This is a genomic window from Sphingomonas taxi (assembly GCF_000764535.1).
Lineage (GTDB): Bacteria > Pseudomonadota > Alphaproteobacteria > Sphingomonadales > Sphingomonadaceae > Sphingomonas > Sphingomonas taxi.
This window is the reverse complement of the sequence record NZ_CP009571.1, coordinates 56,216-82,529: the sequence shown is the minus strand read 5'-3', so window position 1 is coordinate 82,529 and position 26,314 is coordinate 56,216. Positions and strand designations below refer to the sequence as shown.

26 protein-coding genes and 3 pseudogenes are annotated in these 26,314 nt (G+C 64.1%); 10 read left to right on the top strand and 19 right to left on the bottom strand.

All coding sequences use genetic code 11. From position 1 onward, the window contains the following. Positions 1-2: 2 nt before the first annotated feature. From MC45_RS00390 to MC45_RS00380, 3 genes are all read right to left on the bottom strand, one after another. Positions 3-632: a hypothetical protein gene (locus MC45_RS00390; protein ID WP_038658235.1), complete on the bottom strand. Its 630-nt coding sequence runs from the start codon at positions 630-632 to the stop codon at positions 3-5. A 23-nt stretch (positions 633-655) separates the two neighbouring features. Beyond that, positions 656-958 carry a hypothetical protein gene (locus tag MC45_RS00385; protein WP_038658233.1) on the bottom strand — a complete coding sequence of 101 codons (303 nt, stop codon included), beginning with the start codon at positions 956-958 and terminating at the stop codon, positions 656-658. A gap of 144 nt (positions 959-1,102) precedes the next feature. Then, positions 1,103-1,372, bottom strand: coding sequence for a GlsB/YeaQ/YmgE family stress response membrane protein (locus MC45_RS00380; protein ID WP_038658230.1), 270 nt, complete (start codon positions 1,370-1,372; stop codon positions 1,103-1,105). A gap of 160 nt (positions 1,373-1,532) precedes the next feature. Between MC45_RS00380 and MC45_RS00375 the strand changes: the two genes are divergently transcribed. After that, positions 1,533-2,993 (top strand): helix-turn-helix transcriptional regulator, encoded by a 1,461-nt coding sequence (locus MC45_RS00375; RefSeq protein ID WP_038658227.1) that lies wholly within the window; start codon positions 1,533-1,535, stop codon positions 2,991-2,993. A gap of 56 nt (positions 2,994-3,049) precedes the next feature. On the opposite strand, the gene MC45_RS19105 is transcribed toward MC45_RS00375, so the two are convergent. The 3 genes from MC45_RS19105 to MC45_RS00365 are packed head-to-tail and all read right to left on the bottom strand — an operon-like array spanning position 3,050 to position 6,557. Then, complete coding sequence (locus tag MC45_RS19105) at positions 3,050-3,370, bottom strand: hypothetical protein (protein ID WP_156143728.1); 321 nt, start codon at positions 3,368-3,370, stop codon at positions 3,050-3,052. Positions 3,371-3,425: 55 nt separating this feature from the next. Then, entirely contained in the window at positions 3,426-4,340 is a 915-nt protein-coding gene (locus tag MC45_RS00370; RefSeq protein WP_038658224.1) for an alpha/beta hydrolase, read from the bottom strand. 24 nt (positions 4,341-4,364) lie between these two features. Continuing rightward, the gene (locus MC45_RS00365; protein WP_245640784.1) at positions 4,365-6,557 is read right to left on the bottom strand and encodes a beta-glucosidase family protein; all 2,193 of its coding nucleotides are present in this window, start codon (positions 6,555-6,557) and stop codon (positions 4,365-4,367) included. A gap of 136 nt (positions 6,558-6,693) precedes the next feature. Between MC45_RS00365 and MC45_RS00360 the strand changes: the two genes are divergently transcribed. Beyond that, a complete protein-coding gene (locus MC45_RS00360) occupies positions 6,694-9,042 on the top strand; it encodes a TonB-dependent receptor (protein WP_156143727.1) in 2,349 nt (782 codons plus the stop codon). 57 nt (positions 9,043-9,099) lie between these two features. Beyond that, positions 9,100-9,738: a TetR/AcrR family transcriptional regulator gene (locus tag MC45_RS00355; RefSeq protein ID WP_052075427.1), complete on the top strand. Its 639-nt coding sequence runs from the start codon at positions 9,100-9,102 to the stop codon at positions 9,736-9,738. A 7-nt stretch (positions 9,739-9,745) separates the two neighbouring features. Here MC45_RS00355 and MC45_RS00350 read toward each other — a convergent pair whose 3' ends face one another. Both MC45_RS00350 and MC45_RS00345 read right to left on the bottom strand, forming a co-directional pair. Then, entirely contained in the window at positions 9,746-10,552 is an 807-nt protein-coding gene (locus tag MC45_RS00350) for an SDR family NAD(P)-dependent oxidoreductase (RefSeq protein WP_218916681.1), read from the bottom strand. Between the two features lie 11 nt (positions 10,553-10,563). Further along, positions 10,564-12,039, bottom strand: coding sequence for a flavin-containing monooxygenase (locus tag MC45_RS00345; protein ID WP_038658214.1), 1,476 nt, complete (start codon positions 12,037-12,039; stop codon positions 10,564-10,566). A gap of 75 nt (positions 12,040-12,114) precedes the next feature. Between MC45_RS00345 and MC45_RS00340 the strand changes: the two genes are divergently transcribed. Further along, on the top strand, positions 12,115-12,753 hold the full coding sequence (locus MC45_RS00340) for a TetR/AcrR family transcriptional regulator (RefSeq protein ID WP_038658210.1): 639 nt from the start codon (positions 12,115-12,117) through the stop codon (positions 12,751-12,753). A 100-nt stretch (positions 12,754-12,853) separates the two neighbouring features. Here MC45_RS00340 and MC45_RS19990 read toward each other — a convergent pair whose 3' ends face one another. The 3 genes from MC45_RS19990 to MC45_RS00330 all read right to left on the bottom strand — a co-directional run bounded on the left by MC45_RS19990 (position 12,854) and on the right by MC45_RS00330 (position 13,923). Further along, a complete protein-coding gene (locus tag MC45_RS19990) occupies positions 12,854-13,069 on the bottom strand; it encodes a hypothetical protein (RefSeq protein WP_342667000.1) in 216 nt (71 codons plus the stop codon). Continuing rightward, entirely contained in the window at positions 13,048-13,146 is a 99-nt protein-coding gene (locus MC45_RS19985; RefSeq protein WP_342667023.1) for a hypothetical protein, read from the bottom strand. The genes MC45_RS19990 and MC45_RS19985 overlap by 22 nt, the downstream gene beginning before the upstream one ends. An 84-nt stretch (positions 13,147-13,230) precedes the next feature. Next, on the bottom strand, positions 13,231-13,923 hold the full coding sequence (locus MC45_RS00330; protein WP_038658207.1) for a phytanoyl-CoA dioxygenase family protein: 693 nt from the start codon (positions 13,921-13,923) through the stop codon (positions 13,231-13,233). Positions 13,924-14,202: 279 nt separating this feature from the next. On the opposite strand from MC45_RS00330, the gene MC45_RS00325 reads away from it, so the two are divergent. Continuing rightward, positions 14,203-14,583 carry a glyoxalase superfamily protein gene (locus tag MC45_RS00325; protein WP_038658204.1) on the top strand — a complete coding sequence of 127 codons (381 nt, stop codon included), beginning with the start codon at positions 14,203-14,205 and terminating at the stop codon, positions 14,581-14,583. 778 nt (positions 14,584-15,361) lie between these two features. Here the strand turns inward: MC45_RS00325 and MC45_RS00320 are convergent. Together MC45_RS00320 and MC45_RS00315 are read right to left on the bottom strand one after the other, a co-directional pair. Continuing rightward, on the bottom strand, positions 15,362-15,814 hold the full coding sequence (locus MC45_RS00320; RefSeq protein ID WP_038666059.1) for a GNAT family N-acetyltransferase: 453 nt from the start codon (positions 15,812-15,814) through the stop codon (positions 15,362-15,364). Between the two features lie 202 nt (positions 15,815-16,016). Next, on the bottom strand, positions 16,017-17,486 hold the full coding sequence (locus MC45_RS00315; protein ID WP_038658201.1) for a serine hydrolase: 1,470 nt from the start codon (positions 17,484-17,486) through the stop codon (positions 16,017-16,019). Positions 17,487-17,681: 195 nt separating this feature from the next. Here MC45_RS00315 and MC45_RS00310 point away from each other — a divergent pair, with 195 nt between their 5' ends. Further along, a complete protein-coding gene (locus MC45_RS00310) occupies positions 17,682-19,136 on the top strand; it encodes an alpha/beta hydrolase (RefSeq protein WP_038658199.1) in 1,455 nt (484 codons plus the stop codon). A gap of 25 nt (positions 19,137-19,161) precedes the next feature. Here MC45_RS00310 and MC45_RS00305 read toward each other — a convergent pair whose 3' ends face one another. Next, the gene (locus MC45_RS00305; protein ID WP_038658196.1) at positions 19,162-20,055 is read right to left on the bottom strand and encodes a dihydrodipicolinate synthase family protein; all 894 of its coding nucleotides are present in this window, start codon (positions 20,053-20,055) and stop codon (positions 19,162-19,164) included. 96 nt (positions 20,056-20,151) lie between these two features. Here MC45_RS00305 and MC45_RS19100 point away from each other — a divergent pair, with 96 nt between their 5' ends. Further along, entirely contained in the window at positions 20,152-20,421 is a 270-nt protein-coding gene (locus MC45_RS19100) for a VOC family protein (RefSeq protein WP_156143724.1), read from the top strand. Between the two features lie 134 nt (positions 20,422-20,555). After that, positions 20,556-21,810: pseudogene (locus MC45_RS00295) on the top strand (IS256 family transposase). A gap of 109 nt (positions 21,811-21,919) precedes the next feature. On the opposite strand, the gene tnpB reads toward MC45_RS00295, so the two are convergent. From tnpB to MC45_RS19980, 5 genes and pseudogenes are all read right to left on the bottom strand, one after another. Next, positions 21,920-22,168, bottom strand: a complete 249-nt coding sequence (gene tnpB, locus MC45_RS00290) for an IS66 family insertion sequence element accessory protein TnpB (protein WP_342667022.1) — start codon at positions 22,166-22,168, stop codon at positions 21,920-21,922. A 121-nt stretch (positions 22,169-22,289) separates the two neighbouring features. Continuing rightward, complete coding sequence (gene tnpA, locus MC45_RS18510; protein ID WP_169742502.1) at positions 22,290-22,640, bottom strand: IS66-like element accessory protein TnpA; 351 nt, start codon at positions 22,638-22,640, stop codon at positions 22,290-22,292. Between the two features lie 86 nt (positions 22,641-22,726). After that, positions 22,727-22,864 (bottom strand): annotated as a pseudogene (locus tag MC45_RS00280) (IS256 family transposase); the annotation flags it as partial. Positions 22,865-22,924: 60 nt separating this feature from the next. Continuing rightward, positions 22,925-23,107, bottom strand: a pseudogene (locus MC45_RS18710) (transposase); the annotation flags it as partial. Continuing rightward, positions 23,056-23,199: a hypothetical protein gene (locus MC45_RS19980; RefSeq protein WP_425423990.1), complete on the bottom strand. Its 144-nt coding sequence runs from the start codon at positions 23,197-23,199 to the stop codon at positions 23,056-23,058. The pseudogene MC45_RS18710 and the gene MC45_RS19980, both read right to left, overlap by 52 nt. Positions 23,200-23,563: 364 nt before the next feature. Here MC45_RS19980 and MC45_RS00270 point away from each other — a divergent pair, with 364 nt between their 5' ends. Continuing rightward, positions 23,564-24,487, top strand: a complete 924-nt coding sequence (locus MC45_RS00270; RefSeq protein ID WP_038658187.1) for a family 2A encapsulin nanocompartment shell protein — start codon at positions 23,564-23,566, stop codon at positions 24,485-24,487. Then, on the top strand, positions 24,468-26,258 hold the full coding sequence (locus tag MC45_RS00265) for a cysteine desulfurase (protein WP_081974256.1): 1,791 nt from the start codon (positions 24,468-24,470) through the stop codon (positions 26,256-26,258). Before MC45_RS00270 ends, MC45_RS00265 begins: the two co-directional genes overlap by 20 nt. Positions 26,259-26,314: the final 56 nt, after the last annotated feature.

Here is a 26,314-nt window from a genome sequence, read left to right as displayed (position 1 = left end):
ATTCAGAAGCGCGCCGGCTGCGCGTAGCGGGTACGCTCCTCGCGCACCTGATCGAGCGTATAGGCAGGAGCATCCGGGTCGAACGAGTTCCAACCGTTCTCGCGATAGCTGGCGCCGCGAGTCGCTGCCGTCACCGAGCCGTTCCGGTCGAGCACGGCTTCGGCTTCGCCGACCAGCGCGTCCGGCACTTTGGCGCTGACCAGCGAACCGCCGCGACGAACCCCCTCGGCATAGACGTGAGCGTCGTTCTCGTCATGCCCGGCGTCCTTGAGCGCGCCGACGATGGTGCCCGTCGCCGCGCCACCCGCCGCGCCGATGCCGGCTCCGGCGGCCGTTGCCGCAAGCCAACCGGCAGCGACGATCGGCCCGAGCCCCGGGATGGCGAGAAGCCCAAGGCCTGCGAGCAGACCGCCCGCGCCACCCAGCATCGCGCCGGTCGATGCGCCGCGGCTGACATCGCCGTGATCGTTGACTCCCTCATCATCATGCGTGGCATGGTCGCCATGATGCCCGTCGGCGTTGCTGGCAACGATGCTCAGATCATCGTGCGCAATCCCGAGTTGCTCCAGATCGCGGACTGCGGCAGTGGCATCCGCATAATGGTCAAACAGGCGCGTAACGGTCTGTGACATAACATCTCTCCTCATCAATTCGGTCAGCGCGTCGTGATGTTGCCCTTGTAGTCCAGCATCAACGTGAGCTGCTTTCCGCCCTTCGTCGCCGCACCCTGCCAAAGGCCATTCTGCTTGGTCAGCTTCGAAGCGAGCTTGTAGCCCGCTTTCGCAAAGCGACCGCGCGCCTGATCCTCAGTAAACGAATTGGCGCCCTTGGCAGGCGCTGCGACGCTATGCGGCGCGCCGTTCTTTACCGCCGGGTTATGGGAGCCGGCCTGGGTCTGCGCCGGCGCGGCGCTGGCGAACAGGGCGACGGCCGAGGCGGCCACCAGATATCGAACCATAAACTCTCCTGGGTTGATGTTGTGGTCTTCATGCGGGGTCTGCGACCGGCCCGCGTTCGGGGGACCGATCGACGGTTCCGCACGGGCGTCGGCCCGACCGTGTCGCCCGCCCCTTTCGGGCGGGACGCACGGCCGGGCTGTCGCTCAGCGCACCGCGCCGCGGCGAAAGAGATTGATGATCGCCAGCAGCACCACCGCGCCCAACAGCGACACCACCACGGACTGGATGCTGATCACGCCGCTGGTGATCGGTGCGCCGCCGATCAGCGGCGTAATCAGGAAGCCCGCGAGCATGGCGCCGACGATGCCGACGACGATGTTGAGGAATATCCCCTGCTGGCCGTCGGTGCGCATGATCATGCTCGCCACCCAGCCGATCAATCCGCCGACGATAAGAAGTACAATCAGTCCCATGGTGGTTCCTTCACATCATGATTTCGTGGTCGCTCAACGGGCGACGGCACGATGATGTTCAGATCGGCACCAGATCGCAGGCCGGGGCTATTGGTGCGCCAGCACTAATCGGACTAGTGCCGATCGGGAACGTCGACGCTGCCCGAGCGCTTGTAAGACCATGGCTTCACCCGCATCCTCGCCGACGTTCCGCCACCTCAAACAGCTTATGGCGCAATTGCTGGACGGCGTGATCCTGCTCGATGCCACCGGCGTGATCCTGAGTGCCAACGCCGCGGCACTGCGCATGCACGGGATCGAAAAGCTCGAAGATCTGGGTGCGACCGCCGAGGGCTATGCCGAACGCTTCACGCTCCGCTCCGGCACTGGCCGGCGGCTCAAGCGCCGCGAGTATCCGCTGTTCCGGCTGCTCGCCGGGGAAAGCTTTCCGGACGAAATCGTCGAGGTGATGCCGGCCGGCGAAGACGAGGTGCGCTGGGTGCATCAGGTTCGCGATGTCACGATGGATGTGGATGGGGGAGAGCCGGACTATCTTGCGCTCGTTCTCTGCGATGTCTCCGCACGATTCGATGCCGAAGCGCGGTTCAAGGCGATGTTCCAGGCGAACCCGGCACCGGCGCTGGTCGTGCGCCTGTCCGATCTGCGCGTGATGCGGGCCAATCAGGGATTCCAGTCGCTGACAGGGTTCAGGGATGACGACCTTAGGGGCAAGGCGCTGTTCGGCCTGGAGCTTCTCGACGGCCTCGCGGGCGCAAAAGAGGTCAGGGCGTTGATCGAGGAGGGACGGGTCGTACCCCAGGCCGAAGCCGAATTGCTCACGGCGGACGGATCGCGGCGGCTGGTCTTGTTCGCCGGCCAACCGATCGACGTCACGCAAGAGGACGCGCTGCTGCTCACCTTCGCCGACCTTCAGCCGCGACGCGAGGCGGAACAGGCGCTCGCCGCCAGCGAACGACATCTTCTGACCGTGTTCGAGATGGCCCCCGTCGCCATGGCGGTCACGCAAGGCGCCGACCGGTCGATCATCCGCGTCAACGCGGCGTTCCGGGCACTGACGGGATATGACAGCGCAGAGCTGATCGCGCCGACGACGGATGGCCAGGGCGTATGGGACGTGCACGACGCCTATCACGCAGCGGACCGGCTCGTGGCGGAACACGGCACGTTGCGGCACTACGAAGCGCGTCTGCGGTCACGCGCGGGCGAATTGATCGACTGCCTCGTTTCGGGCGAATCCATCAACGTCGATGGCACGGATTGCGTGCTGTGGCTCTATCAGGACGTGACCGAGCGCCGCCGCGACGAACTCGAACTGGCCAGAGCCATCGACGAGGTGATGCAGGATACGAGCTGGTTGAGCCGATCTATCCTCGACAAGCTCGCCACCCTCCGCCGCCCACAGACGCAATCCCCCGCCGAAGATCTTAGCCCCCGCGAGCGGGAGGTGCTCGGCCTGATCTGCGACGATCTGGACGATAGCGCCATTGCCGAGCGCCTGAGCCTGTCGCGCAACACCGTGCGCAACCACGTCGCGAGGATCTACTCCAAATTGGGGGTGAGCCGGCGCAGCGGCGCCGTCATCTGGGGCCGGGAACGCGGAATGGGCTCCCACGGCTCATAGCGGCAGGCTGGAGATGACGTCCGCATCACCGCCGACATAGAAGATCGAACCCCGCATTACCTGCGGCAGCGCGCCAAGGTCGATCCGTTCTTGTCAGCGGGCACGATGTCGGCGGTCCCATGGGCAAAGACGATGACGGGGTGGCGGAACCTGTCCGCCATCCGCCTTAACGGATTGATGCCTAGAGTTGATGGATACCAGATGTCGCAGACGTTGCCCTCACGGTCGCACGCACTGTTCGACACGGTGGTTGTCGTCGCCCATGGACCATCCGCGGCGTAGCGCCGCTCAATCGGCCCGTTCGGCTGGTACGTCGCCGCTGTGACCGGCCGGATCATGGCCACCGCAATCAACGCACCTATCAATGACCAACGCATTGTCCCGTCTCCTTGTCAGGGAGTTATCCTCTCAGCCAGCCTCTCCGGGCCGTTCCTATTGTTTCGTGAGCCAGCCGTGCGCGCCGAGCCAGCCGAGCAGCGCCTGGTTCCAGCCGACGCTGGTCGTGCCGGCCTTGCCGTCGAAGCCGAAGCCGTGGCCGCCATGTTCGTAGACGTGCAACTCGACCGGGCGTCCGGCACGGCGCCAGCTGTCGGGCAGGCCGTAGCCCTGCTTGCCGAAAAGCTCGTCGTCGCTCGCCACCGCAACGAACAGCGGCGGTGCGTTCGGGGATACGGTGGTCGGCGCCATGGAGGGATAGATGGCGGCGAACAGGTCTGGAGCCGTCCCGGGGGCAGCGGCCCTTACCAGATCCACGCCCATGATCGCTCCCGCCGAAAAGCCAACATACGCGACGCGCTTGGGGTCGATGCCCCATTGCGCGGCGCGGGTTCGCACCAGTCCCATCGCCGCCTGTGCATCGGCGAGTGCCGGCGCGGGCGCGGGGATGTCCGCCCCCCCTTTCGCGCCCGCCATAGCGGCGGCCGCGAAACGGGCGAGTGCCGCCTGCTTGAACGCCTCCATCGCCGCGGGCGTGGGATCCAGACGATATTTGAGGACGAAAGCGGCGATACCGTGATCCGCGAACCAGCGCGCGGGCTTCATCGCTTCCGCTTCCATCGATTCCATCACGAAGCCGCCACCAGGCGCGATAACGACCGCGGCGCCCGTCGCCTTGTCCTTGGCGGGCAGAACGGGCAGCAGCGTCGCGGTCGACACGTTGCGCACGGTCGGACGGCCGGCGAGCGTGAACCAGCTTTCCGCCGGCATGCCGGGCACCCCGCCGGTGCCGAGCGGAATAGCGCCGGACTGCGCCGGTGTCGCCATCGGCGCGACCGGAATGCCCTGCGCAGAGGCGGACATCGGACAAACGAGCGCGACCAAAGCGCTGACGATGCGGTGACGCGACATCGGATAATCCTTTGCTAAGGAGGGTTAGCGCCACTGACGCGCTGGAAAGGTCACGGTGACGGCAGGGCCGAGATCTGTGGCGGACCGGCCAAGCGCGAAGCGATAGGTTCCCGCGGGCATGCTCCAGCGGCCGCCCTTATTATCGGCGAGCAGGCGCAGTTCGATGGGGATGGTTGCGGTTGCGATCGCGCCTGACTCGACAGCCACCTTGGCAAACCCGGCGAGGCGCAGCGTACGTCCGGCGGGCGTGGAAACGAGGTAGAGCTGGGCCACGTCGCTGCCTGCGCGCGTCCCCGTATTGCGGATCGTGGCGGTTGCTCGGGGGTTCGCACCACCGACGATCTTCACCGCGCCGTGCTCGAAGGTCGTATAGCCGAGGCCAAACCCGAACGGGAACAGCGGCACCGCCCCCTTGCGTGCGAACCAGCGATAGCCGACGTCCGCGCCCTCGATGTTGTAATCGATCGGATAGCTCTTGCCCGCCGCTAACCCGGCGGCGAAATCGCGGTCGATCATCCCCGCATAAGGTAGCGCCGGCCGCGGCAGCTGCTCGATCGAGGCCGGGAACGTTACCGGCAACCGACCCGACGGGTTCACGTCGCCGAACAGCGTCGCCGCGATCGCATCGCCGCCCTTCGCGCCGCCATACCACGCCTCGAGCACTGCCCCCGTCCGCTCGAGCCAGGGCATCAACACCGGGCCGCCGGTTTCTAGCACGACGATCGTCTTGGGATTGGCAGCGGCGACCACGGCGATCGTCGTGTCCTGCCCCCCAGGCAGCGACAGATCGGGCACGTCGGCACCCTCGCTCATCCACTGCGTTGCGAAGACGATGGCGACGTCGGCGCGGCGCGCGACCGCGGCGGCCTCAGCAGGATAACGCCCATCGACGAACGTCACCTTCGCCTTGGGCGCCAGCGCACGGATCGCTGCGAGCGGCGCGGTGCCGTGGAAGGTCTGGTTGTTGTATTTGGCGAGGGGGCCTTCGCCGCCCATCGGCAATGATACCGCCGGCCCTCCGACGGGCTGGACCTGCGTCGATCCGCCGCCTGACAGAACGCCCGCATCGGCATAGCCACCGATCACCACGATCGAGCCCACGTCCTTCGACAGCGGCAACAGCGCGTTCCGGTTGCGCAGCAGCACGATGCCCTCGTCCTCGACCGCACGGGCGATCGCGGCGTTTGCGGCAAAATCGATCGGCGCCTTCACCGGCGGGTTGGCATCCAGGCCGATCGCATAAATCGAGCGCAGGATGCGCCTGTTCATGTCGGCGACGCGACCGGCGTAGGCGGGATCGCGCGCCGCGGCGGCCGCCAGCGGCGCGCCGAAGAACACCTGCTTGTCGATTTGCGCACCCGACTGCTGGTCGAGTCCGGCGAGCGCGAAATCGGTGGCGCCGACGGCGCCCCAGTCCGACATCACGAAGCCGGGATAGCGCCAATCCCGCTTCAGCACGCGGTTGAGCAGATAGTCGCTGCCGCACGCCGGCGCGCCCTCAACGCGGTTGTAGGCGCACATGACCGCTCCGGGCTTACCCTGGTCAATCGCGATCTCGAAGGCGAGCAGGTCGCTCATGCGAAAGGCATCGTCGGCGATCCTGCCGTCCACCGCATGCCGCCCGGTCTCCTGCGCGTTGAGGGCGAAATGCTTGACCGTGGAAAGGACGTGCTGAGACTGCACGCCGTCGATCGCTGCGCCGCCCAGCACGCCGGAATGCAGCGGATCCTCACCGAAATATTCGAACGTCCGCCCGTTGCGCGGATCGCGCATCAGGTTAATCCCGCCGCCCAGCAGAACGTTGAAGCCCTTCGCACGCGCCTCGCCCGCGATCATCGCACCGCCACGACGGATCAGACCGGGGTTCCACGTAGACCCCATCGCCGTCGCCGACGGCAATGCCGTCGCGCCGTCCTTGCGCAGTCCCGCGATGTACGACACGCCCAGGCTCGCATCGGTTTCAACCAGTGCCGGCACGTCGAGCCGCGGGATGCCGGTGACATAGCCCGCGCCCAGCACTGCCTCGGCTGGTATCGTCACGTTCGGGATCAGCGGGATTGCCCACAGGCCGCGGGTCAGCACCGTCCGTTCATCGGGCTGCATGCGTCGTTCGGTTTCGGATGCACGTCGATCGGCGTTCGCTTCGCTGGTTTGCGGGGACCGGGCGGTTTGCGCGCCTGCCGATCCGGCGGAGCCCAGCAGGACGGCAAGCGCCACTGCGCGGGTGTACCGAAATGTCATCATGCTTACTCCCGATCGCGCGGTAACTTGCATACGCGCTTGACAGTATGTTTCAGACAGACAATGCTTGTTGTCAAGCGGCACGGACCGCGAATTGGGTGAGGAAAAGACGATGCGTGGATTGGCACTGCTGATTGGTTCGAGCGTGCTGGCATGGGCCGGTAGTGCGCAGGCACAGACCGCTCCGGCGACCGATGCCCAGGCTACGACTCCGCAGGCCGACGCGAGCTCTGCCGACGGCGACATCGTCGTCACCGCACAGCGCCGCACGGAAAACCTGCGCGACGTCCCCATCGCAATCACCGTCGTCAACGGCCAATCGCTGCGCGAAACCGGTGCGAACCAGCTGGCCGACATCACGCAGCGCGCCCCTAGCCTCAACTTCACCGCCACCCCTGGCGTGCCTAATTTCGCGATCCGCGGCGTCGGCACCAACTCTTTCGACTATGGCATCGAGTCCGCGGTCGGTATCGCCGTCGACGACGTCAACATCACGCTACCGCGCTACGTCCCGCTCAATTCGCTGGCGGATGTCGAGCGCGTCGAGGTGCTGCGCGGGCCGCAGGGGCTGCTGTTTGGAAAGAACACCACCGCCGGCCTCATTTCGATCACCACCGCGCGGCCAGAGCTCGGCACGTGGAGCAGCAGCGGCCGCGTGCAGGCCGGCAGTCGCGACCAGGTTCAGTCACAGGCAGTGGTGAACGTGCCGATCGGCGATACCATGGCGTTGCGCGTTGTCGGCGGATATCAGTATCAGAAGCCCTCGACGCAATTGGTCGGCCCTGGCCGGCTCGACCCAGTGCGGCGCTGGTTTGGCACCGGCAAATTGCTGTGGAAGCCGACCGACCGACTGACTCTTTACGCGATCGTCGACAACCAGAACAACAGCGGGATCGAAGCCTATTCGACGATCCGCAAATTCGGCGGCAACGACCCGACGCCAATTCCCGCCGCGTTCCGCCCGCTGGCGCCTGCCAATTTCGTCTTCGCGCAGAACACTGCGCTAGGCGTCGTCGCCTCCCCTACAAACAACAAGACCGCGATCGGCAGCACCAACGTCGTGCGCGACGAGAAGAGCTCCGGCGCGCAGCTGTCGGTCAATTACGATGCGGGTCCAGTGGCGATCACGTCGGTCACCGCCTATCGAAACCTGAAGGCGCGTGCGAACAACGATGTCGATCAGACGCCGGTGCCTTTCTTCGACACCAACATCGCCAATTCGCAGTCTTATCAGCTGTCGGAGGAGCTCCGCCTCTTCAATGCGGGCCATGGATTCGTCGACTATACCGCAGGCCTTTATTTCTTCCGCCAGCATATCGACGCGCAGATTTTGCAGGATGGTACGTTCGGCGTTTTCCCCGCCAGCTTCCCCGTGCGCCTGTCGCCGGTCAATGGGCAATCGAACTTCAACTACACGACTAAAAGCTATGCCGGCTTCGCGCAGCTGACCTTCAACCTGACCTCGCAGCTCCGTCTGATTGCCGGCGGTCGCTACACGCGCGACGAGATCGACTCGACGACCACCGTCACCGCGGTACCGGGCGTGTGTAACCTCGTCACCTTCCTGCTCAGCGGCGGCCGGCGCTGCATCGGCGCCCTCGCCGCGCCCATTTTGGCGGGTCGCAACGCCAACGGCTTCTCTGGGCGCGCGGGCATCGAATATGCGATAGCGCCAACGGCCAATCTCTACGCCACCTACACGCGCGGCTATAAGGGGCCGGCAATCAGCTCTGCGGCAGGGGTCGCATTCAACGTCGACCCGGAAAAGGTCGACGCTTACGAGATCGGCGGGAAATTCGACCTGCTCGACCGCAAGCTGAGCCTCAACGTCGCCGGCTTCATTAACAACTTTCGCGATTTTCAAGCGCAAGTCTTTGACCCTACGCTGAATGGCGGCCTGGGCTCGTTCCGCACCGGCAATGCGAGCGAACTGAAGACCCGCGGCGTCGAGGCGGAGGCGATCGTCCGACCCGCGCGCGGCATCAGCTTCAACGGCGGCATCACCTATCTTGACGCGCAATACGGCAATTATAACGTCGCCTGCTTCTCCGGACAGACCGCCGCGCAAGGCTGCACACTCGCTGGCCCCAGTTTCAATGCCGCGGGCACGCCACTGGTCGGCGCCTCGAAGTGGACAACAAGCCTCGCCGCCAACATCGATCAGCCGATCGGAAACGACCTGAAGGTCTTTGTGACCGCCGACTGGCGGTATCGCAGCCGCTTCTTCTACGCCGTCAACGATCCCAATACGATCCAGTCGGGCTATTCACTGGTCAACGGGACGATCGGTATCGCCGACATCGGCGATCACGCCCGCTTCAGTGTGTTCGTCCGGAACCTGTTCGACAAGCGCTACGCCGCTGCCATCTTCCCCGGCAACTTCTCCGCCGGACAATATGTACAGACTTTGCCTGACAATGCCTTCCGCCGGATCGGTGGCGCATTCGAGTGGCGCTTCTGATACGTAAGGCCTTGTCTCGTGCAGCGTGACCGGCTCATGCTTTTATGAAATGAGACGATGATGATGAGCGAAACGAGGCCTAAGCGGCGGACGCAGGAACAGCGAACGGCGGAAACCCGCGCGGCGCTCTTCGAGGCAGCAGTGCGCGCGATCAGCCGGCTAGGATACACGCGCGCCAGCAACGCGATCATTGCCGACGAGGCTGGGATTAGCCGCGGCGCAATAACCCATCATTTCGCGTCCCGCGCCGCTTTCATCGCCGAGGTGGTGCGTTGGGTCTTTGACGCAGAGGTGGTCGCCTATCGAGAACTGCAACGCGAGCGGCAGATCGGATCGCGCGTTTCGGATTGGCCGCGCATTTCCTGGGAGGTGTTGTCGCGGCCATCGGGCATGGCGGTCCTCGAGATCTTCGTCGCCTCGCGCAGCGACCCCGATTTGGCGACGCTCATCAAGCCCGTGCAAAGCGCGATTGAAGAGCTGGCAGCAAAGGCATTCCGCGACCGGCTCGGAACCACCGTCGTTGATAATTCGGCGATCCGCCTAGTCGTCTGGGCGATGCGCGGGATGTCACTGGGGCGCGAGTTCATCGATGATCCCCAGGCAATGCAGGAGTCGGTAGACTTGCTCGCGTCGCTGCTGGAGCGAGCGGCCCCCAACGGCACGCTGGAGGAGCTGCTGCCGTCGCCAAGGGGCTGACGCTGGATCAACCGCGACGGCGACCAATGATGTGCCAATAGCCCACCGGCATAGGACGTTCGATCACGGCGACCAATTTGGCATCCTGCCCGACCAGAATACGTGGCTGGCGCCGTTCGATACCGCGCACGATGATCTCTCCCGCCTGATCTGCATCGAGGCGCAACACCTTCTGGAAATGCGCCTGTTGCCTGGCGGCCTCGACCGCATCTACCGCCGCGGCCGCACGGGCATTCGTCGCGATGCCGGTCCGCACGCCACCGGGATGAACGACGCTCACCCCGACCGGCGACCCCGCCGCCTCCAATTCATGGCGCAGCGCCTCCGAAAATCCGCGTACCGCGAATTTTGCTGCAGCATAGGCGCTTTGACCCGGGGGTGCGATCAGGCCGAACAGGCTCGACAGGTTGACGATCTGCGCCTGCGGCCGCCGCTCGAGCACAGGCAGGAACGCCCGGGTCATCCGCACCACACCCTGAAGATTGATTTCAAGCAGCCAGTCGAACTCCGCCTCGGTCAACTGGGCAAACGTCCCTGCCAACGCTACGCCGGCGTTATTGATTACGACATCGACCACGCCATGCGCTGCCGCGACCTCGTCGGGAAAGCGCGCGACGGCGCTCCGATCTGCCACGTCGACCCGATGGCAGGTCACGCGAACGGCATCGCCGATCAGCCCCGCAGTTTCGGCAAGGCCGGCCTCATTGATATCTGCGATGGCAACATCGCAGCCCCGAGCCGCCATTGATCGCGCGATCGCACGCCCGATCCCGCTTGCCGCACCGGTGACGACCGCTACCTTGCCGTCCAGCATCAGTCGAGCGCTCATACCGCCACCCCCGTTGGCGTCGTTCGCGCATAGCTAAAGCGCAACACGCCATCGTCCATTTGCCCCGTGCGCAGCGCCCAAAGATCTTGCACGTAGTTCTGCTGCACCCGCCAGGGCGCACGAGCGCCCTGGCGCGGAAGCAGCGCGGCGGCACGCTGGACGTAACCGGAAGTCAGGTCGAGGATCGGCGGCTCGTCGGTTGGCGCTGCGGGCGCAACTGGTACCACGCTCGTCGCACCGCGCGCCGCCATATGGTCCAGTAAACGGCGGACGAACTGCGAGGTCAGGTCGCACTTCAGCGTCCATGATGCATTGGTATAACCGATCGCGAAGGCAAGGTTCGGCACTCCGTCCAGCATCGCGCCCTTATAGAGCAGCCGACGTCCCGGATCGACGACCTCGCCATCGACCGTGATCCGCGCCCCTCCCATGAGCTGCACCTTCAAGCCGGTGGCGGTGACGACGATGTCCGCCTCCACCACCCCGCCCGACGCGAGGCGCAGGCCGCCCGGTTCGAACGCCGCGACCTCGTCGGTCACGATCGACGCTTGCCCCTTGCGGAGCACCTTGAACAGATCCCCATCCGGCACCAGGCACAGCCGCTGATCCCAGGGATCGTAGCGTGGTGTCAGATGCGTCTCTATGTCGAAATCGGGACCCAGCATCGCGCGCTGATGCTGCGCGATCTTCAGCTTCACCACATGCGGCTTGCGACGCGCCATCGTGTAGACGAAGCTGCCGTAGAGGATATTCTTCCAGCGGATTGCCGCCCCCGCCGCGCGTGCGGGCAGCCAACGTCGCATCGTTTGCGCATGCATGTCTCGCGACGGGCGCGAGACGATATATGTCGGCGACCGCTGTACCATGGTGACGTGCGCGGCCCCCATTTCTGCAAGCGCCGGCACCAGCGTAACCGCGGTTGCACCAGATCCGATCACGACGATGCGGCGATCTGCGATGGTGAGCGCGTTGGGCCAGAATTGCGGATGAACGATCTGTCCCGCAAACGTCGCCATACCCGGCCACGTCGGCGCATGTCCGGCGGCATAATCGTAATAGCCTGAACACAAGAACAGGAACCGGCAGGCAACCTGCCGCACGTCGCCCGCCGCTTCGTACGTCACCGTCCATACAGCGTCCGCCGACGACCAGTCGGCTGCGGTAACGCGATGCTTCAGGCGGATGCCCCGATCTATGCCGTACTCGGCGGCAGTGTCGCGGATATAGTCGCGGATGTCGGCGCCGGCAGCGATCGAGCGGTCGCCCGTCCATGGCCGAAACGGGAACCCCAGCGTCGCCATGTCTGAGTCAGATCTCAGGCCGGGGTAGCGGAACAGATCCCAAGTGCCGCCGATCGCATCACGCGCTTCGAAGATCGCCCAGCGACGATGCGCTTTGCCCTTCGAGATCCAATAAGCGGCGTCGATGCCGGACAGTCCCGCCCCTACGATCAGAACGTCAAGTCGCTCCATATCCGTCTCCGCTCATCCTCGCGGCATATAAGTGACAATGCTGGTTGTCATTGTCAATTGGACTATGGAAGGAGCATGACGACAACGACTGTAAAACGCTGGACCGGCAGATCGCTTGATGCGCGCCGGGCCGAACGACGCGAAATGCTGATCGCGGCAGGTGTGCGCCTCTACGGAACGCAAGGGTTCCACGGTACCGGTGTCCGGGCGATCTGCCGAGAGGCCGGCCTGACCGAGCGTTATTTCTACGAAAGCTTTGCGAATGGCGAGGAACTACTGCTGGCGGCTTTCAACGAAGTCATCCAGGCGCTCCTCACCCAAATAGTTGAAGCCGACGAACCGGGCAAATCTGCCAAGCATCGCGTCCGGCGGATGCTAGGCGCCTATTATGCCGCCCTGCGCGCGCATCCGGCGGCCGCGCGGGTGTTTCTGATCGAGATTGTCGGGGTGTCGCCTGAAATCGACGATGCGATCCGCCAGTCCATGCATGATCTGTCGTCCCCCCTGTTCGCTGCGCTGGCCTCAGATCAGAACGGCCATTGGCGTGGGGACCCCTTATTACGGCGTGGAATTGAGGGCGGTCTTCTCCATATCGCGTTGGACTGGGGAGCTAACAACTATATTCACTCCGTAGATACCGTGATCAACGCCGCTTGGCCACTTTGTCTGGCCGCTACGTCTAGGCTCGACGACGAGCCAGATATGTCTGGGTGACCCATTTCCGGCCGTTCAGTCTCCCTGGCTCATTTCCCAATTTCGGCCATTCGTTAATCTGAATGACGCAGGAACTCGCTCGGCATGTCGAACCGGTCGATCAAGCCTTCGGCTTTTGCGTCACTGGCGCCGCAGGCAGGTGGCGGCTCACCTTGGTTTTTAATAGCCGGACGAGTTCAGGCTGCATGAAGTCGTATTCGTCAGGTATATCAAGACAGACCACGCGCTTGCCCCCCAGTGCCGCCCGAAAGCGCCGCTGCAGCTTGCTGCGGTGCGCCTTCTCCATGACGAAGATCACGTCGGCCGACGCGACCATCTCGGCCGTGAGCGGGTTGTCGGCGTCGTGATTAGTGCGGCAGAGTCCACCTCCAAGTCCTCCCGGCGCGAGAACACCTGCTCGGCGGTGGGGCTGCGCAGCCTGTTCTGGCTGCACACGAACAGCACCGTGCGAGTGCGGGGATGCCTCAACCCTGGCGCCTACATGCCGCGCCAGGCGAGCGGACCTGGGGCCGCGTCAGCCGAGAAGTCGATCTGGAGGACGCGGCGCCGTCGCGGCGGATCGGCTGCAAGCGAGCCGTGAACGATCGATGTGGCGTAGAGCCAAACATCACCCCGTTCGGCAAGGCAGAGACGCTCGCCGAAGGACGTCACCACACGCCCGATCTCGGCTTCGGGCAGGCGGCCCAGCCGGTGCGAGCCGGGCACGATGCGTAAGGGGGCGTTGCGCTCGTCAACCGCATCCAAGTGTATGCGCAGCGTCACCATGCGCTCAATGATCTCAAACGGCGGCTCCACCTGGATCAGCCCGGACTTAACCGTCCACGGCCCGTACCCGTCCGTGTCGATACGCTTCTCAACCACGATCGTGCGGTCCTGGTGCCAGCCGAGCGCCCAGTTCCGCTCCGCGGTTTTGTCGAACAGGATCGCACGTACAGGGCGAGCCTGTTCCCCGAGCACCGACGTCGCGATCGCGCCGACCGGTCCGGCGTCATTGAGGAAGGGCTGCAGTTGCCGCCCCTCCCCTATCCGCACACCCGGCCTGCTGGTCGGCAGCGCGGCCAAGGCAGTCTCGAGGCGATCGCACGCCGCTTCGTCCAGAGCTTGCGCGAACAGCTGGGCTCCATCATCGTTGAGGGTAAGGTTAGCAGATCGACAGACGGTTGAGAGCATGAGGCTGAGGCTAGCGCGACCGACCCTCGGCGTCGACCCGGACCCAGATGCGGCTATTCACACCGTTATTTACCTTCCCAACTCCCGCCATTCGTTCATGTCGGCAAATGCCTGGTTTCGGGCATGCAAATTCGGCAGTTGAATGGTGCGACCTAGTGGCATCGCGGCGCGGCCATCCTCTCTGTTGACATGTTCCGGCAGACAAAGCAGCAAAACGGCTCGGACACCGCTCCATAACCGGCACGCGCACCGCCGCCCCTGCCCGACAAGGAAGAGACGATGGCGGACTCCGCTGTGGCCGAGATCAGCTTCGGCCGTGTTGCGCCTGGCATCTGTGTCCGCGACATTCAGGCCGCGCAGGATTTTTATGCGCGTGTGCTGGGCTTCCGGAAGGTGTTTGAAAACGGCGATCCGGTTGGCTTCATGGTAATGGAAAAGGATCGCGCCGAAATCCATTTGAGCCAAAAGCCAGACCACAAAGCCTCAACCGTCAATGTCATGCATATGTTCGTCAGCGACGTGGCGGCGCTCTATGCCATCTGTGAGGTTGAAGGTGTGCGGATCATAAAGGGTCTTGCCGACAAGGCTTACGGACAACGTGCCTTCGTTTTCGCCGACCCGGATGGCAATCGGATCGATGTAGGCGAACGACGATCCTGACCCTGCTTGCTGCCCAAGGGCCGCCTCCGGGCGGCTCTTACGAGGATCACGAGACTGGCATTGGGCGGCAGCCGCTCGGCGGCTTTGAGGCGGACGAGACCCACTTCCCGCCATCCAGCGCGCTGCATGCGCTTCCCAACTGCGCCCGTTCGTTCATGTAGTTTGCTCAAGCACTCGATGAGCCGCGGAGGCCGGTCCGAACCGACATGAAGTGGTATAAGACTGCCGATCACCATCGCTGCTAAGAACGACCGATAGCGCTGAAACTGGCCATTCTTGGTGTAGCGAAGAGCCTGCTCGGCGACCCGGTTCGGCCTGAACAGCAGAAGAAGGCTGGCGGCTCGGGTCCCAAATTCAGCGTACGCTCCGAGCGGATGTCGGCCCCAACCACCGATCGCGCGATCGACGCTAGATGGGGATAGTGGGCGCGACGAGGATTTTTCCTGATCCCGCCACCGCCTGCAAAAACAACGACTTAGCCTTCTGCTTGGTGACCAATGCATCACAGGGCTGTCTCAAACGCAAGTGATCTGGAGCATGCCATCTGATCGCACTGGCGTCATCGCACGACGCATCCAACCTCAAGTGTCAGGCGGTCAGCGCCGAATAACGGCATTGGGCGCTTAGCGCCGCGCAAGACCACAATGAACGAATGTCCGAGTTTGAGAAGTAGGGAGCGCGATCCAAACGTCCGCAATCGGGTCCTTCCCGAAGTTTGACCCAATGGGAATGCCCCGGCCGTCTTGCGGCCCGTTGCCAATCGGGAAGCGTCTCTGTGTTAGGTCAACGGGATGCCATAAGCGTAGAATTTGTCGTCGCGTGTCCACCCGGCCTTTTCATAAAGCGACTGGGCGATCGTGTTGGTGACGGCGGTAGAGAGCGAAAGCCGCGCTGCGCCAACGTTCCGGCCATATTCACATGCCCCGTCCAGCAATATGCGTGCCGCCCCCATACCGCGCGCGTCAGGGGAGACGAACAGGTCATTGAGGATGAACGTGCGGGCGAGCCTTGCTGACGAGAAAGAAGGAAATAGCTGTACGAAACCAACCGCCCGGCTTCCTTCACAAGCCAGCAGGATGATGGACTGCTGATGTTCGAAGCGATCGAACAGGAACGATCGCGCGCCGATCAGGTCGGACGGTTGCTCGTAAAATTGGCGGTAGGCGTCGAACAACGGCACCAGTGTGTCCAGATCGGCAATGGTGGCCTGGCGAACAATCAACGACGGCAACTCCCACAACGATTTATTCGTCCGACGGCGAGCGGAACGGCGACAGCACGATAGTCGATAATCCGCGTCGGCAATTGCCGCCAGCTTTCCCGAAACTCGCTTCCGGCGGAACGGCGTCCGATCCCTCGATCACCAGTCCTTTTGAGAAATCTGCGGTATCAACGCGCCACTTCCGCAGTGCCGCTCGTCGTCCTGATCCGAACTAATTTGTCCGTGTTCGCGGCGTTCCCAGCGTCTTCAGATGCTCGGTCGCATTGCTATTGCCGGGATTGAGGGCCAGCGATCGTTTGAAATGCTCGATCGCACCGGCGCGGTCGCCCGTCGCCTCCAGCGCTTCCGCCAGGCTGTCATGCGCATTCCAGCTTCCGGGGTTATTAGCCGCGTTCAGCCTGAAGATGGCGAGAGCCTGATCCGGCTGCTCCTGCTCGCGCAGCTTGTAGCCCCAGGCGTTCAGTTCGGCCTCGCTCGGCTTCGCCTGCATCGAACGCAATATGCGCGGCGCCTGCTGGAAGCCATGGCGAAGCAGTTCGGCACGAAACGCCTTCACGGCCGGCGGCAGGCCGAAGCCATCGGCCTCGTGCATCCCGGGAATGTAATAGCCAGCGACCTCGTCGATGAAATATTCCGGGTTGGCGCCCTGAAGGTTTGTCAGCACGACGACGGACAGGTCATCCTTCGGATAGACGAAGAAGGCCGATCGCATCCCGCCGATCGGGCCGGCCGCCGGATGCTCCGTCCGCATCGTCACCGGCCAGCCCAGCCCCGATCCGTTGAGCAGTTCGTTCGTGCCTGCGGTAGTGCCGTCGTTCAGCACGATCGGCGTCCACAAGGCGATGACGCTGGCCTTGTCCTTCAGGAGCTTGCCGGATTGGAGCGCGATCAGCCATTTCGCCACATCGTCGGCCGTGGAGAGGATGCCTGCCCCTGTCCTGAAATAGCCCGGAAATGTCGCGTAGGTCGCCAATAGCCGGTCGCCTTTCCGCCAGACGCCATCGGTGTTGGCGAGATAGGAATAGCTTCGCGCCGTCTGGGGCACGACGTCGGAGGAATCGCCGAACCGGGTATGCACCATCCCGGCAGGCGCGAACTGCTGTTTCGCGATGAACGCCGCAAACGGCATGCCACTCAGCTTGTCGATGATCCGGCCCAGCATGACGTAGCCGGTCTGGTTATAGCTGTATCGTGCCCCCGCCTTGAACTCGAGCGGCAGCGTCTTCACCGCCGCCCATGCCGACGCTCCGGTCCCGTCGCCGATCAAATGTTCCTTGTCATCGATGATGTTCGGCAGCCCCGACACGTGCGAAAGGACTTGCCGGATCGTGATCGCCCGCCACGCCGGCGGCAGGTCATCGAGATATTTGGAAAGCGGATCGTCGATCCTCAGCTTGCCTGCCTCGGAGAGCTGCATGATCGCGACGCCCGTGAACGCCTTGGTGCAGGAATTGATCGAGAAGATGCTGGACGTGGTAGCGGGCACGTCATGCTCCACATCGGCGATGCCATAGGCTGCCGATGCCACGATCGTCCCATGCTGCACGACGGCGACCTGAAGCGCCGGTATGCGCTCCTTTTGCATCTTCGCCTTGAGGAACGCCGCCAACCCTTCGCCCGGGACTTGGGCACAAGCAGGCGTCGCGAACAGGAGTAAAGCCGCCAGGACCAGCGTGTTCATGCAATGACCCCGAAGGAGAAAGCCTGCCGTCATCCTCGCATATGTGTATTACTATGGCAACACGCTCGACGTGTCGAGGATCGCCACGACGGCAGACCCGTCTCACGGTCTGATCGCACTGGTTGCAGCGGCGTCTGACGCCTGCCAAAGTGTGTTGGTGACATGATACAGTGGTAACTTAGGCATCGAGGACCGATGATGACACAAACAAACCTCGCCAAGCTTCCCGTCATCGTCGCTGTCATGATGATCGCGACGGCGGCACATGCGTCCGGTGCCAAGCGTCCCGCGCCGCGCTTCGAGAAAGCCGAATGCGCCGTGAAGGTGATGCCCGGCGAGCGGATTGAATGCGGCGTCCTGTATGTGCCGGAGAACCGGCGGAAGACGCGCAGTCGCACGATCAGCCTGCCGGTGATGATCTTTCGCAGCACGGCCGCCACCCCCGCGGCCGATCCGGTCGTCTATCTCCCCGGCGGGCCGGGCCTGAGCAGCATCGACGGGCGCACGACGGGCAAAGGCAATCCGTTCCTGATGGAACGCGACCTGATCCTACTCGAAGGACGGGGCAACGCATTTGCTCGCCCGTCGCTGGCGTGTCCCGATATCAACGTCCTCCGCGCGCAGAACGCGGATCCTGCCAGGCAGACCGAGGCGGTCGCACGGTGTCGGGCGGCACTGGTCGCATCCGGGGTCGACCTCGATGGCTATACCTCGGCCGAAGCCGCCGACGACCTCGATGCTCTCCGCCGGCTGCTGGGTATCCGGCAATGGAATTTGATCGGCTTTTCGTACGGCACGCGCCTCGCGCAGACGGTGCTGCAACGCCATCCCGAGGGGCTGCGGAGCGTCGTGCTGGATTCGGTCCTGCCGATCGACGTCAACTACGACGAAACCGCCGCGTCTTCGCTGCGACGGGCGATCGACGCCTTGCTGGCCGCGTGCGCGAACGACCCGGCGTGCGACACCCGATATCCCGACCTTCACGCTCGCTTCGCGACGCTCGTTGCCGACGCCGATCGGAGCGGGGTAGCGGCGCCGGACCGTATGTTGCGTGGTCGCGATATCGTCGAAGCCGTCGGCGCGGGTCTGCAGCAGCCCGCCATCATCCCCACTTTGCCGCGGATCATCAGCGAGGCGGCAGATGGACGGCTGGCCGGATTGCTGCCGCTGACCCGACAGACTCCATCGAGTTTCAACTGGGGGTTGCGCCTGTCGATCTGGTGCGGCGAGGAGATGCCGTTCGAGACGTCTTTGCGGATGGCCGCGCAAACGGCCCCGGCGCTGGACCTGGGTGGCGTGGATAATCGTACCGCCACGCCCGAAATGTGTGCCGCATGGCGCGTGTCACCCGCTGACGCGAAGGCGAACCAGCCGGTGAAAAGCGACGTGCCGGTCCTCATTCTCGCCGGAGAGTTCGATCCCGTCACCCCTCCCGCCTGGGGGCGTCGCCTGCTCCGCACCATGCCGAACGCCCGGTTCGTACAGATACCCGGCCAGTCGCATGGGGCGATGTTCAACCGGTGCGGCGGCCAGATGACCTTGGCGTTCCTTCATGACCCCGGCGCGCCCCTGAGCGGGGACTGTATCGCGAAACTGCCGGGAACCGTCTTCGGTCTCGACGCGGGGACCGCAGCGCCAGCCATGAAGTGAGCGCGACCGCACCGGCGACGAGGGTTCAGACGCCGAGGCGATCAAGCGCCGCATGGACGGCGGCCACGGCCGGAGCCGGTGCCCTCATGAGCGGCAGCGGTGGGTCACCGACGGACAGCGCGAGTCGGTCTGCGATCGCGTACATGAGACGCAGGCTCCCATGTGCCTTGAACAGCGCCCACAGCGGAGCGAATGCCGCTTCCATTGCTTCGGCTTCGTCCCGGCGTCCCGCCTGAGCTGCTCGCGTCAGACGGAGGGCCGGTTCGGGCAGCAGGCCGGCAACGACGCTGTACCAGGCTGCGCCCCCGGCCAGTAGCGACGCGGTCGCGCCCCAATCCCCGCTGTAGCCGATCGCAAACGTCTCCGGCGTCATCGCCCGCAGGCTGGCCAGTTCGGCGACATAGTCCGCGTCCGCCGGCAGCGGCATCTTGATCGCGGCTATGCCCGCCACGGCTGCCAGATCGGCAATCAGTGCATCGGAGAAGATAAAGCCGGTCGTGCCGGGATTGTTGTAGATGCAAAGCGGCAGCGCGGTCGCTCCGGCGACCGCGCGGTAGTGGGCCGCTGCCTCGTCCTGCTTCAAAGGGAAATAGGACATGGGTGCGAGCAGCAGCCCGCTTGCGCCCGCGCGCTCCGCGTTGCGGGCCAGTTCGACCGCCCAGCTTGTCCGCAGCGCCCCGACGCCAACGATGACAGGCACACGTCCGCCCGCAGCTTCGATGCCGGCCGCAATCGCACGGATGCGCTCGGTACGATCGAGATAAGCGTAACTCCCCGTGCTGCCGAGCAGGCCGATCGAGTCGACACCAGCGTTCGCGAGACGATCGACCAATATCCCCAGCGCGTCCGTATCGACGACGCCATCGGCATTGGCGGGCGTGAGCGGAAAGGCCGATAGGCCGGTAAACAGCGGGGACATGGACGAGCCTTCAGTAACGAACGATGCGGTTCAGGTTCGTGCATACAATGACCAGCATCATCTTCGTTATTCCCGTTTCACCATTTCAGATGGGCCGTGGTCGCGCCGCACGCCGCGGCGGCTCCATTGCCACCGGTGCAGGCTGTCGGTGACCGGCAGTGCAAGGTGATCGGCAATCAAAGTGGTGGTCGCGTGTTCCTATTTCTCGAAACAGATGATTTTGCCCGTGACCACCTTGCCTACACGCAACGGGGTATCCGCTTCGTCGAGGAACCTCGGCCAGATCCTTATGGCATCGTTGCCGTCTTCGAAGACCTCTATGCCCACCGCTGGGACCTGATCGAGCCTGTCGCCGTCAAAGGATGATTCCCGTTTCCCGATCGTTTTCGGGACAGGCCTGTGCTGGCAGACAGGAAGGAGTATTTCCGGCATCACCCTTCCCTTGGTCCTGAATGAATGACCGAAGGTGGAAAACAGGCGGACGGCCTTGGTCACCGGAAGTGGCAATCGACAAGGACGAACTGGACCAGCTTCTGGCTGGTCGTGATCCGCAGGAGTTGTTCGCCAAGGACGGTCTGCTCGACGAGCTGAAGAAGGCGCTGCCGGAGCGGATGCTGTCAGCGGAGTTCGACGATCATCTGGAAAACGAAGGCGCCGCGGGCAGCATCAACCGGCGCAACGAACCGTCGAGAAAGACGATGCTGACAGGCACGTCGAAGGTGACGCTGGACGTGCCGCGCGACCGGGCGGGGACGTTCGACCCCAAGCTCATCGCCAAGTACCAACGCCGTCTCCCCGACTTCGACGACAGCGCGCCGGACAGGGCATGATCCGGGGGATCATGCCCCGGCACGCCGTCTCGCTGTACGCACGTGGCATGACGGTGCGCGAGATCCGGGGACATCTTGAGGAACTGTACGGGATCGATGTCTCGCCCGACCTGATCTCCAGCGTTACTGATGCGGTGCTGGAGGCGGTTGCCGAATGGCAGGGCCAGCCGCTCGACACCTGCTATCCGCTGGTGTTCTTCGACGCGATCCGGGTGAAGACCCGGGACGAAGGGTTCGTCCGGAACAAGGCGGTGTACATCGCGCTGGGCATTCAGCCAGACTGCACGAAACAAGACGGCACGAAAGAGGTGCTCGGCATCTGGATCGAACAGACCGAGGGTGCCAAATTCTGGCTGAGAGTCATGAACGAGCTCAAGAACCGCGGCGTCGCCGACATCCTGATCGCCGTCGTGGACAGCCTGAAGGGGTTCTCCGAGGCGATCAACGCCGTCTCCCCCGAAACCGTCGTCCAGACCTGCATCGTCCATCTGATCCGCAACAGCATGAGCTTTGCGTCCTGGAAGCAGCACAAGTTCATCGCCCAGGGGCTGCGCGGCGTCTACCGGGCCGAGACGCCGGAAGCCGGCATGGCGGCGCTGGAGGCGTTCGAGGAAGGCCCTTGGGGCCACAAACACCCGGCCATCGCCATGAGCTGGCGGCGGCACTGGGACCAGGTTATCCCGTTCTTCGCATTTCCCGAGGGCGTTCGCCGATCATCTACACTACGAACGCCATCGAGGCCCTGAATTTGAAGGTTCGCCGTGCCGTCCGTACCCGCGGCCATTTCCCCGGTGACGATGCCGCGATGAAACTGTTATATCTCGTGCTCCATCACGCGGCGGATGAATGGAAACGTCCACCGCGCGAATGGGGTGAGGCCAAAAGCCAGTTCGCCGTGATCTTCGAAGAGCGCTTCGTCATCTGACGACGATAACCGGCCTCCCGCACAAAATTCCTGACAGTCCCGGCGACAAGCCCACTTATACCGTAACAATCGTGCCGATACACGTGAAAGCCGCAGGAAAGCGTGCTTTTTACCAGGCCAGTACCGGTTGCGAGGACCGGATCGGATGCCGCCAGTCCACCCCTTCGAGCAGCATCGACAACTGCGCCGGGGTCAGTACCGCGACACCGTCCGCGGTCGCCGGCCAGAGGAACCGGCCCCGCTCCAGGCGCTTGGCATGGAGCACCAGACTCTGGCCGTCCCACCACAGCAGCTTGGCCAGATCACCGCGCCTGCCCCGGAAGGCGTACACCGCACCACCAAACGGATCCTGGCGCAGCCGCTACTGCACCAGCGCGGCCAGCCCGTCGAACCCCTTGCGCATGTCCGTGACCCCGGCCGCCAGATACACCCGGACGCCGCTCGGCGGCCCGATCAAGCAAAACCGGCCAGCACGGCCTTCAGCACCCGCGCGTCGATGGGAGGGGCCAGTGGATGCGCTGCCCGGCCGGGCCGACCACTTCCACCACACCCGGTCCGAGCGGTTCCGGCTGCGGCGCCATAGGTACGTTCGCCACTTCGACCGGCACGAACGCCGCGCCCGGCAAGGGCAATGCTTCGCTCGCGACCCCGTCGCGCAGCAGCGTGCGTCGCCAGCGGTACACCAGCGACGTGCACACCCGGTGTCGCCGCGCCACGTCCAGCACGCTTGCCCCCGGCATCATCGCCTCCGACACGATCCGCGCCTTGTCATCGTCGCTGAACCGTCGTCGCGGCTCAGGCCCATCCATCTCGATAATTCGCGTTGCCATGATGCCGCACCGGTGTCTGCCACAGTGCCGCACCTGTGGCTTGCGCATCACCTCGTCAGCAAGGCGGAGAAGACCGGACGCTTACGATGATCGTCGAGCTCCGCTGACAGCATCCGCTCCGACAGCGCCTTCTTCAGCTCGTCGAGCAGACCGTCCTTGGCGAACAACTCTTGCGGATCACGACCAGCCAGAAGCTGGTCCAGTACGTCCTTGTCGATTGCCATTTCGATGGTCCTTCCCATTCCACCCTATGGCCGCCCGCACAAAATTCCTGACAGTCCCCGGGATGTGACGTCGGACACATGGCAGACACGCGGTCTGCCATGCCCCGCCATCGGGAAGATCAATCGCATGTCAACCGGATAGACCTTCTGATGCCGTGGAATGCCGACCGCCCAGCATAACCCCCGCGCGCTCAGGGCCCGCCGGAACGATGCCGACAGACCAATGCGTCCGCCTGCCGCCACAAGATCGCCTCCAGCGGCGCACGATCCCAGAGAGCCGCGCCGATGAAATGGTGCAGCCGGCCATAGTTCAAGCCGTCGGCCCGCGCCGCCATGGGCTGGATGCTCTTGCGATCCCGAAACCTATCCTTCTGCCAAAGCAGTGCTGGCCAAGGAAGCACCTATCGCCGCTTCAAAGCGCCCCCGTCGCCTTTATCGTGTAAAAGTAACCGTCACGTCACATGGCTCGGATGGCGGGCCGGACCGTCGAGGATAGCGATGACATTGCCCGTCCGGCAACATTCTGTAATTGCGCAACTATTACATCGAGAAAAATTAAACTACTCAATCCGATGAACACTTACATACTTCAATTGACAGATGCTCGACTCATGAAGTATCCGCCAATATATCAAAGCAAGTCAGTTTCCCATATGGTAACTGCTTGTTTATGATAGAATATATAAAATGGAGTCTTTGATGGCCGGGGAAGTTTCTCTACCTACCGCGCTCGGGGACGTGGCGGCGCGGCAATTGGCCAATGCGACCAAAACGACCGCGCAGCTTTCCACGATCTCCCCACGCTGGCTGGTTCACTTCCTCGAATGGGTGCCGGTCGAGGCGGGCATCTTCCGCCTGAACAAGGTTAAGGAAGAAAGCGCGATCGAGGTCGAGTGTTCGGCACGGGATGAGCGGATACTGCCCAAGACGTTCGTGGATTATGATGAAAATCCGCGCGAGATCCTGTTGAGTGCGGTCAACTCGGTGGTCGAGGTCCATACGCGCGTCGCTGATCTCTACAGCGCTCCTTATCACCAGACCGCGGAACAATTGCGTCTGACGATCGAAACGATCAAGGAACGTCAGGAATCGGAGCTGATTAACAATCCGGAATACGGCCTGATCGCCAACACCAATTCAGCCAACCGGCTGAAGACGCGCAACGGCCGCCCGACGCCGGACGATCTGGACGAGATACTGGCGCGCGTGTGGAAGCAACCGGCCTTCTTCCTGGCGCATCCGCTTGCCATCGCAGCCTTCGGGCGTGAATGCACCCGTCGTGGCGTGCCGCCGCCCACGGTCAACATCTTCGGATCGCCGTTTCTGACGTGGCGCGGTATCCCGCTCGTCCCGTCGGACAAGATCCGCATCGAAGGCGGCAAGACCAAGATCCTGCTGCTCCGCACCGGCCAGGCCAAGCAGGGCGTGATCGGCCTCTATCAGCCGAACCTGCCCGGCGAACAAAGCATCGGCCTTTCGGTGCGCTTCATGGGGATCAACAGCAAGGCGATCTCGTCCTACCTGATCTCGCTCTATTGCTCGCTGGCCGTCCTCACCGACGACGCGGTCGCCGTGCTGGACGACGTGGATGTGGGACTTTACCATGAATATCAGTACAACTGATCGGCCCGACGCGTCGGTGTCCGTGCCTTCGGCTGGCGAGGACGAGCGGCTGCTCGCCCGGATCGCCAGCGCGCTGTTCTCCGCGCTGCCCGGGCAGACTGCGGCGGTCGGCGCGCCCGGTGGCGCAGGGTGGCCCGACGCCGCTACCGACGGCGTCGGGCCGCAACCCGTCGCCGTTCCGCCCGCCGCGCTCGGCGGCGCGGACGTTCGTGACCTGGATCAGGCATTGCCGACCTATGCGCGCGCGCCGACCATGGACGCGCCGCTCCTGTCTACTCCGCCTGCGCTGGGCGGGTTCGGCCGCGTCGGAGCACCGGATTATGGCAGCCTGTCGTTCGCCGATCAGCATGGCGTGGCGGGCGGGCTGGATCCGGCGGACGTGCCGCTTGCCTTGGCTGCGAATCCGTCGCTGACGGGCGGCCACGGATATTCCGCGGCGACGATCCAGGGCGGCGACGAATTCTATTTCCTCCGCGCGGACTCGGCGGCGCCCGCACCGGTCGCGCAGCCGGCATTCGAACCGCTGCCGGCCGCAGCGTCCAACCCGGACGCCGCACCGGCGGGGGGCTTCTACGACGCAAAGCGCATTCGCGAAGACTTTCCCATCCTTCGCGAACGGGTCGGCGGCAAGCCGCTCGTCTGGCTCGACAATGGCGCCACCACCCAGAAGCCGAAGGCGGTCATCGACCGGATCGCCTGGTTCTACGCGCACGAGAATTCGAACATCCATCGTGCGGCGCACGAACTGGCGGCCCGGGCGACCGACGCCTATGAAGATGCCCGCGCCACCGTAGCCCGGTTCCTGGGCGCGCCGTCGCCCGACACGATCGTCTTCACGCGCGGCACCACCGAGGCGATCAACCTCGTCGCGCAGACCTGGGGTCGCCAGAACCTGCGCCGTGGGGACGCGATCATCCTGTCGCGACTGGAACACCATGCCAATATCGTCCCCTGGGTGCGATTGGCAGAGGAACTGGGCTTTTCGATCCGCGTCGCGCCGGTCGACGACCGCGGCGACATCATCGTCGAGGATTATGCCCGCCTGCTCGACGGCGACGTCAAGCTCGTCGCCTTCACCCAGGTGTCGAATGCGCTGGGTACGGTGACGCCGGCGAAGATTATGACTGAATTGGCCCATGCCGCCGGTGCGCTGGTGCTGCTGGACGGCGCGCAGAGCGTCTCGCACATGCCGGTCGACGTGAAGGCGCTGAACCCCGACTTTCTGGCACTCTCGGGGCATAAAATCTATGGTCCGACCGGCATCGGTGCGCTGTACGGGCGCAAGGAACTGCTGGATGCGATGCCGCCGTGGCAGGGCGGCGGCAATATGATCGAGGACGTCACCTTCGAACATATCCGCTACCATGGCGCGCCGATGCGGTTCGAGGCGGGGACCGGCAACATCGCCGACGCGGCCGGCCTGGCCACGGCGCTCGACTATGTCCTCGCACTCGGCCGCGAGGCGATCTGCGCGCATGAGCATATGTTGATCGCTTATGCCGAGCATCAGTTGCGCGCCCAGCCGGGCGTGAGGATCATCGGCGAGCCAGCCCAACGTGCCGGCGTGATCTCGTTCGTGGTCGACGGGCATGACGTTCCCCATGTCGGCCGCGCCCTGAGCCGGGAGGGAATCGCCGTGCGCGCCGGGCATCATTGCGCGCAGCCGATCCTGCGGCGGATGGGCGTGGAGGCGACGGTGCGCCCCTCGTTCGGCGTCTACAACACGATCGAGGATGTCGATGCGCTCGTTCGCGTGCTCAAGGCGCTTTGACGCGGTGAACGCCGCGATCGGTGCGGCGCGGTCGCACGTCATGGACGCCCGCGCTG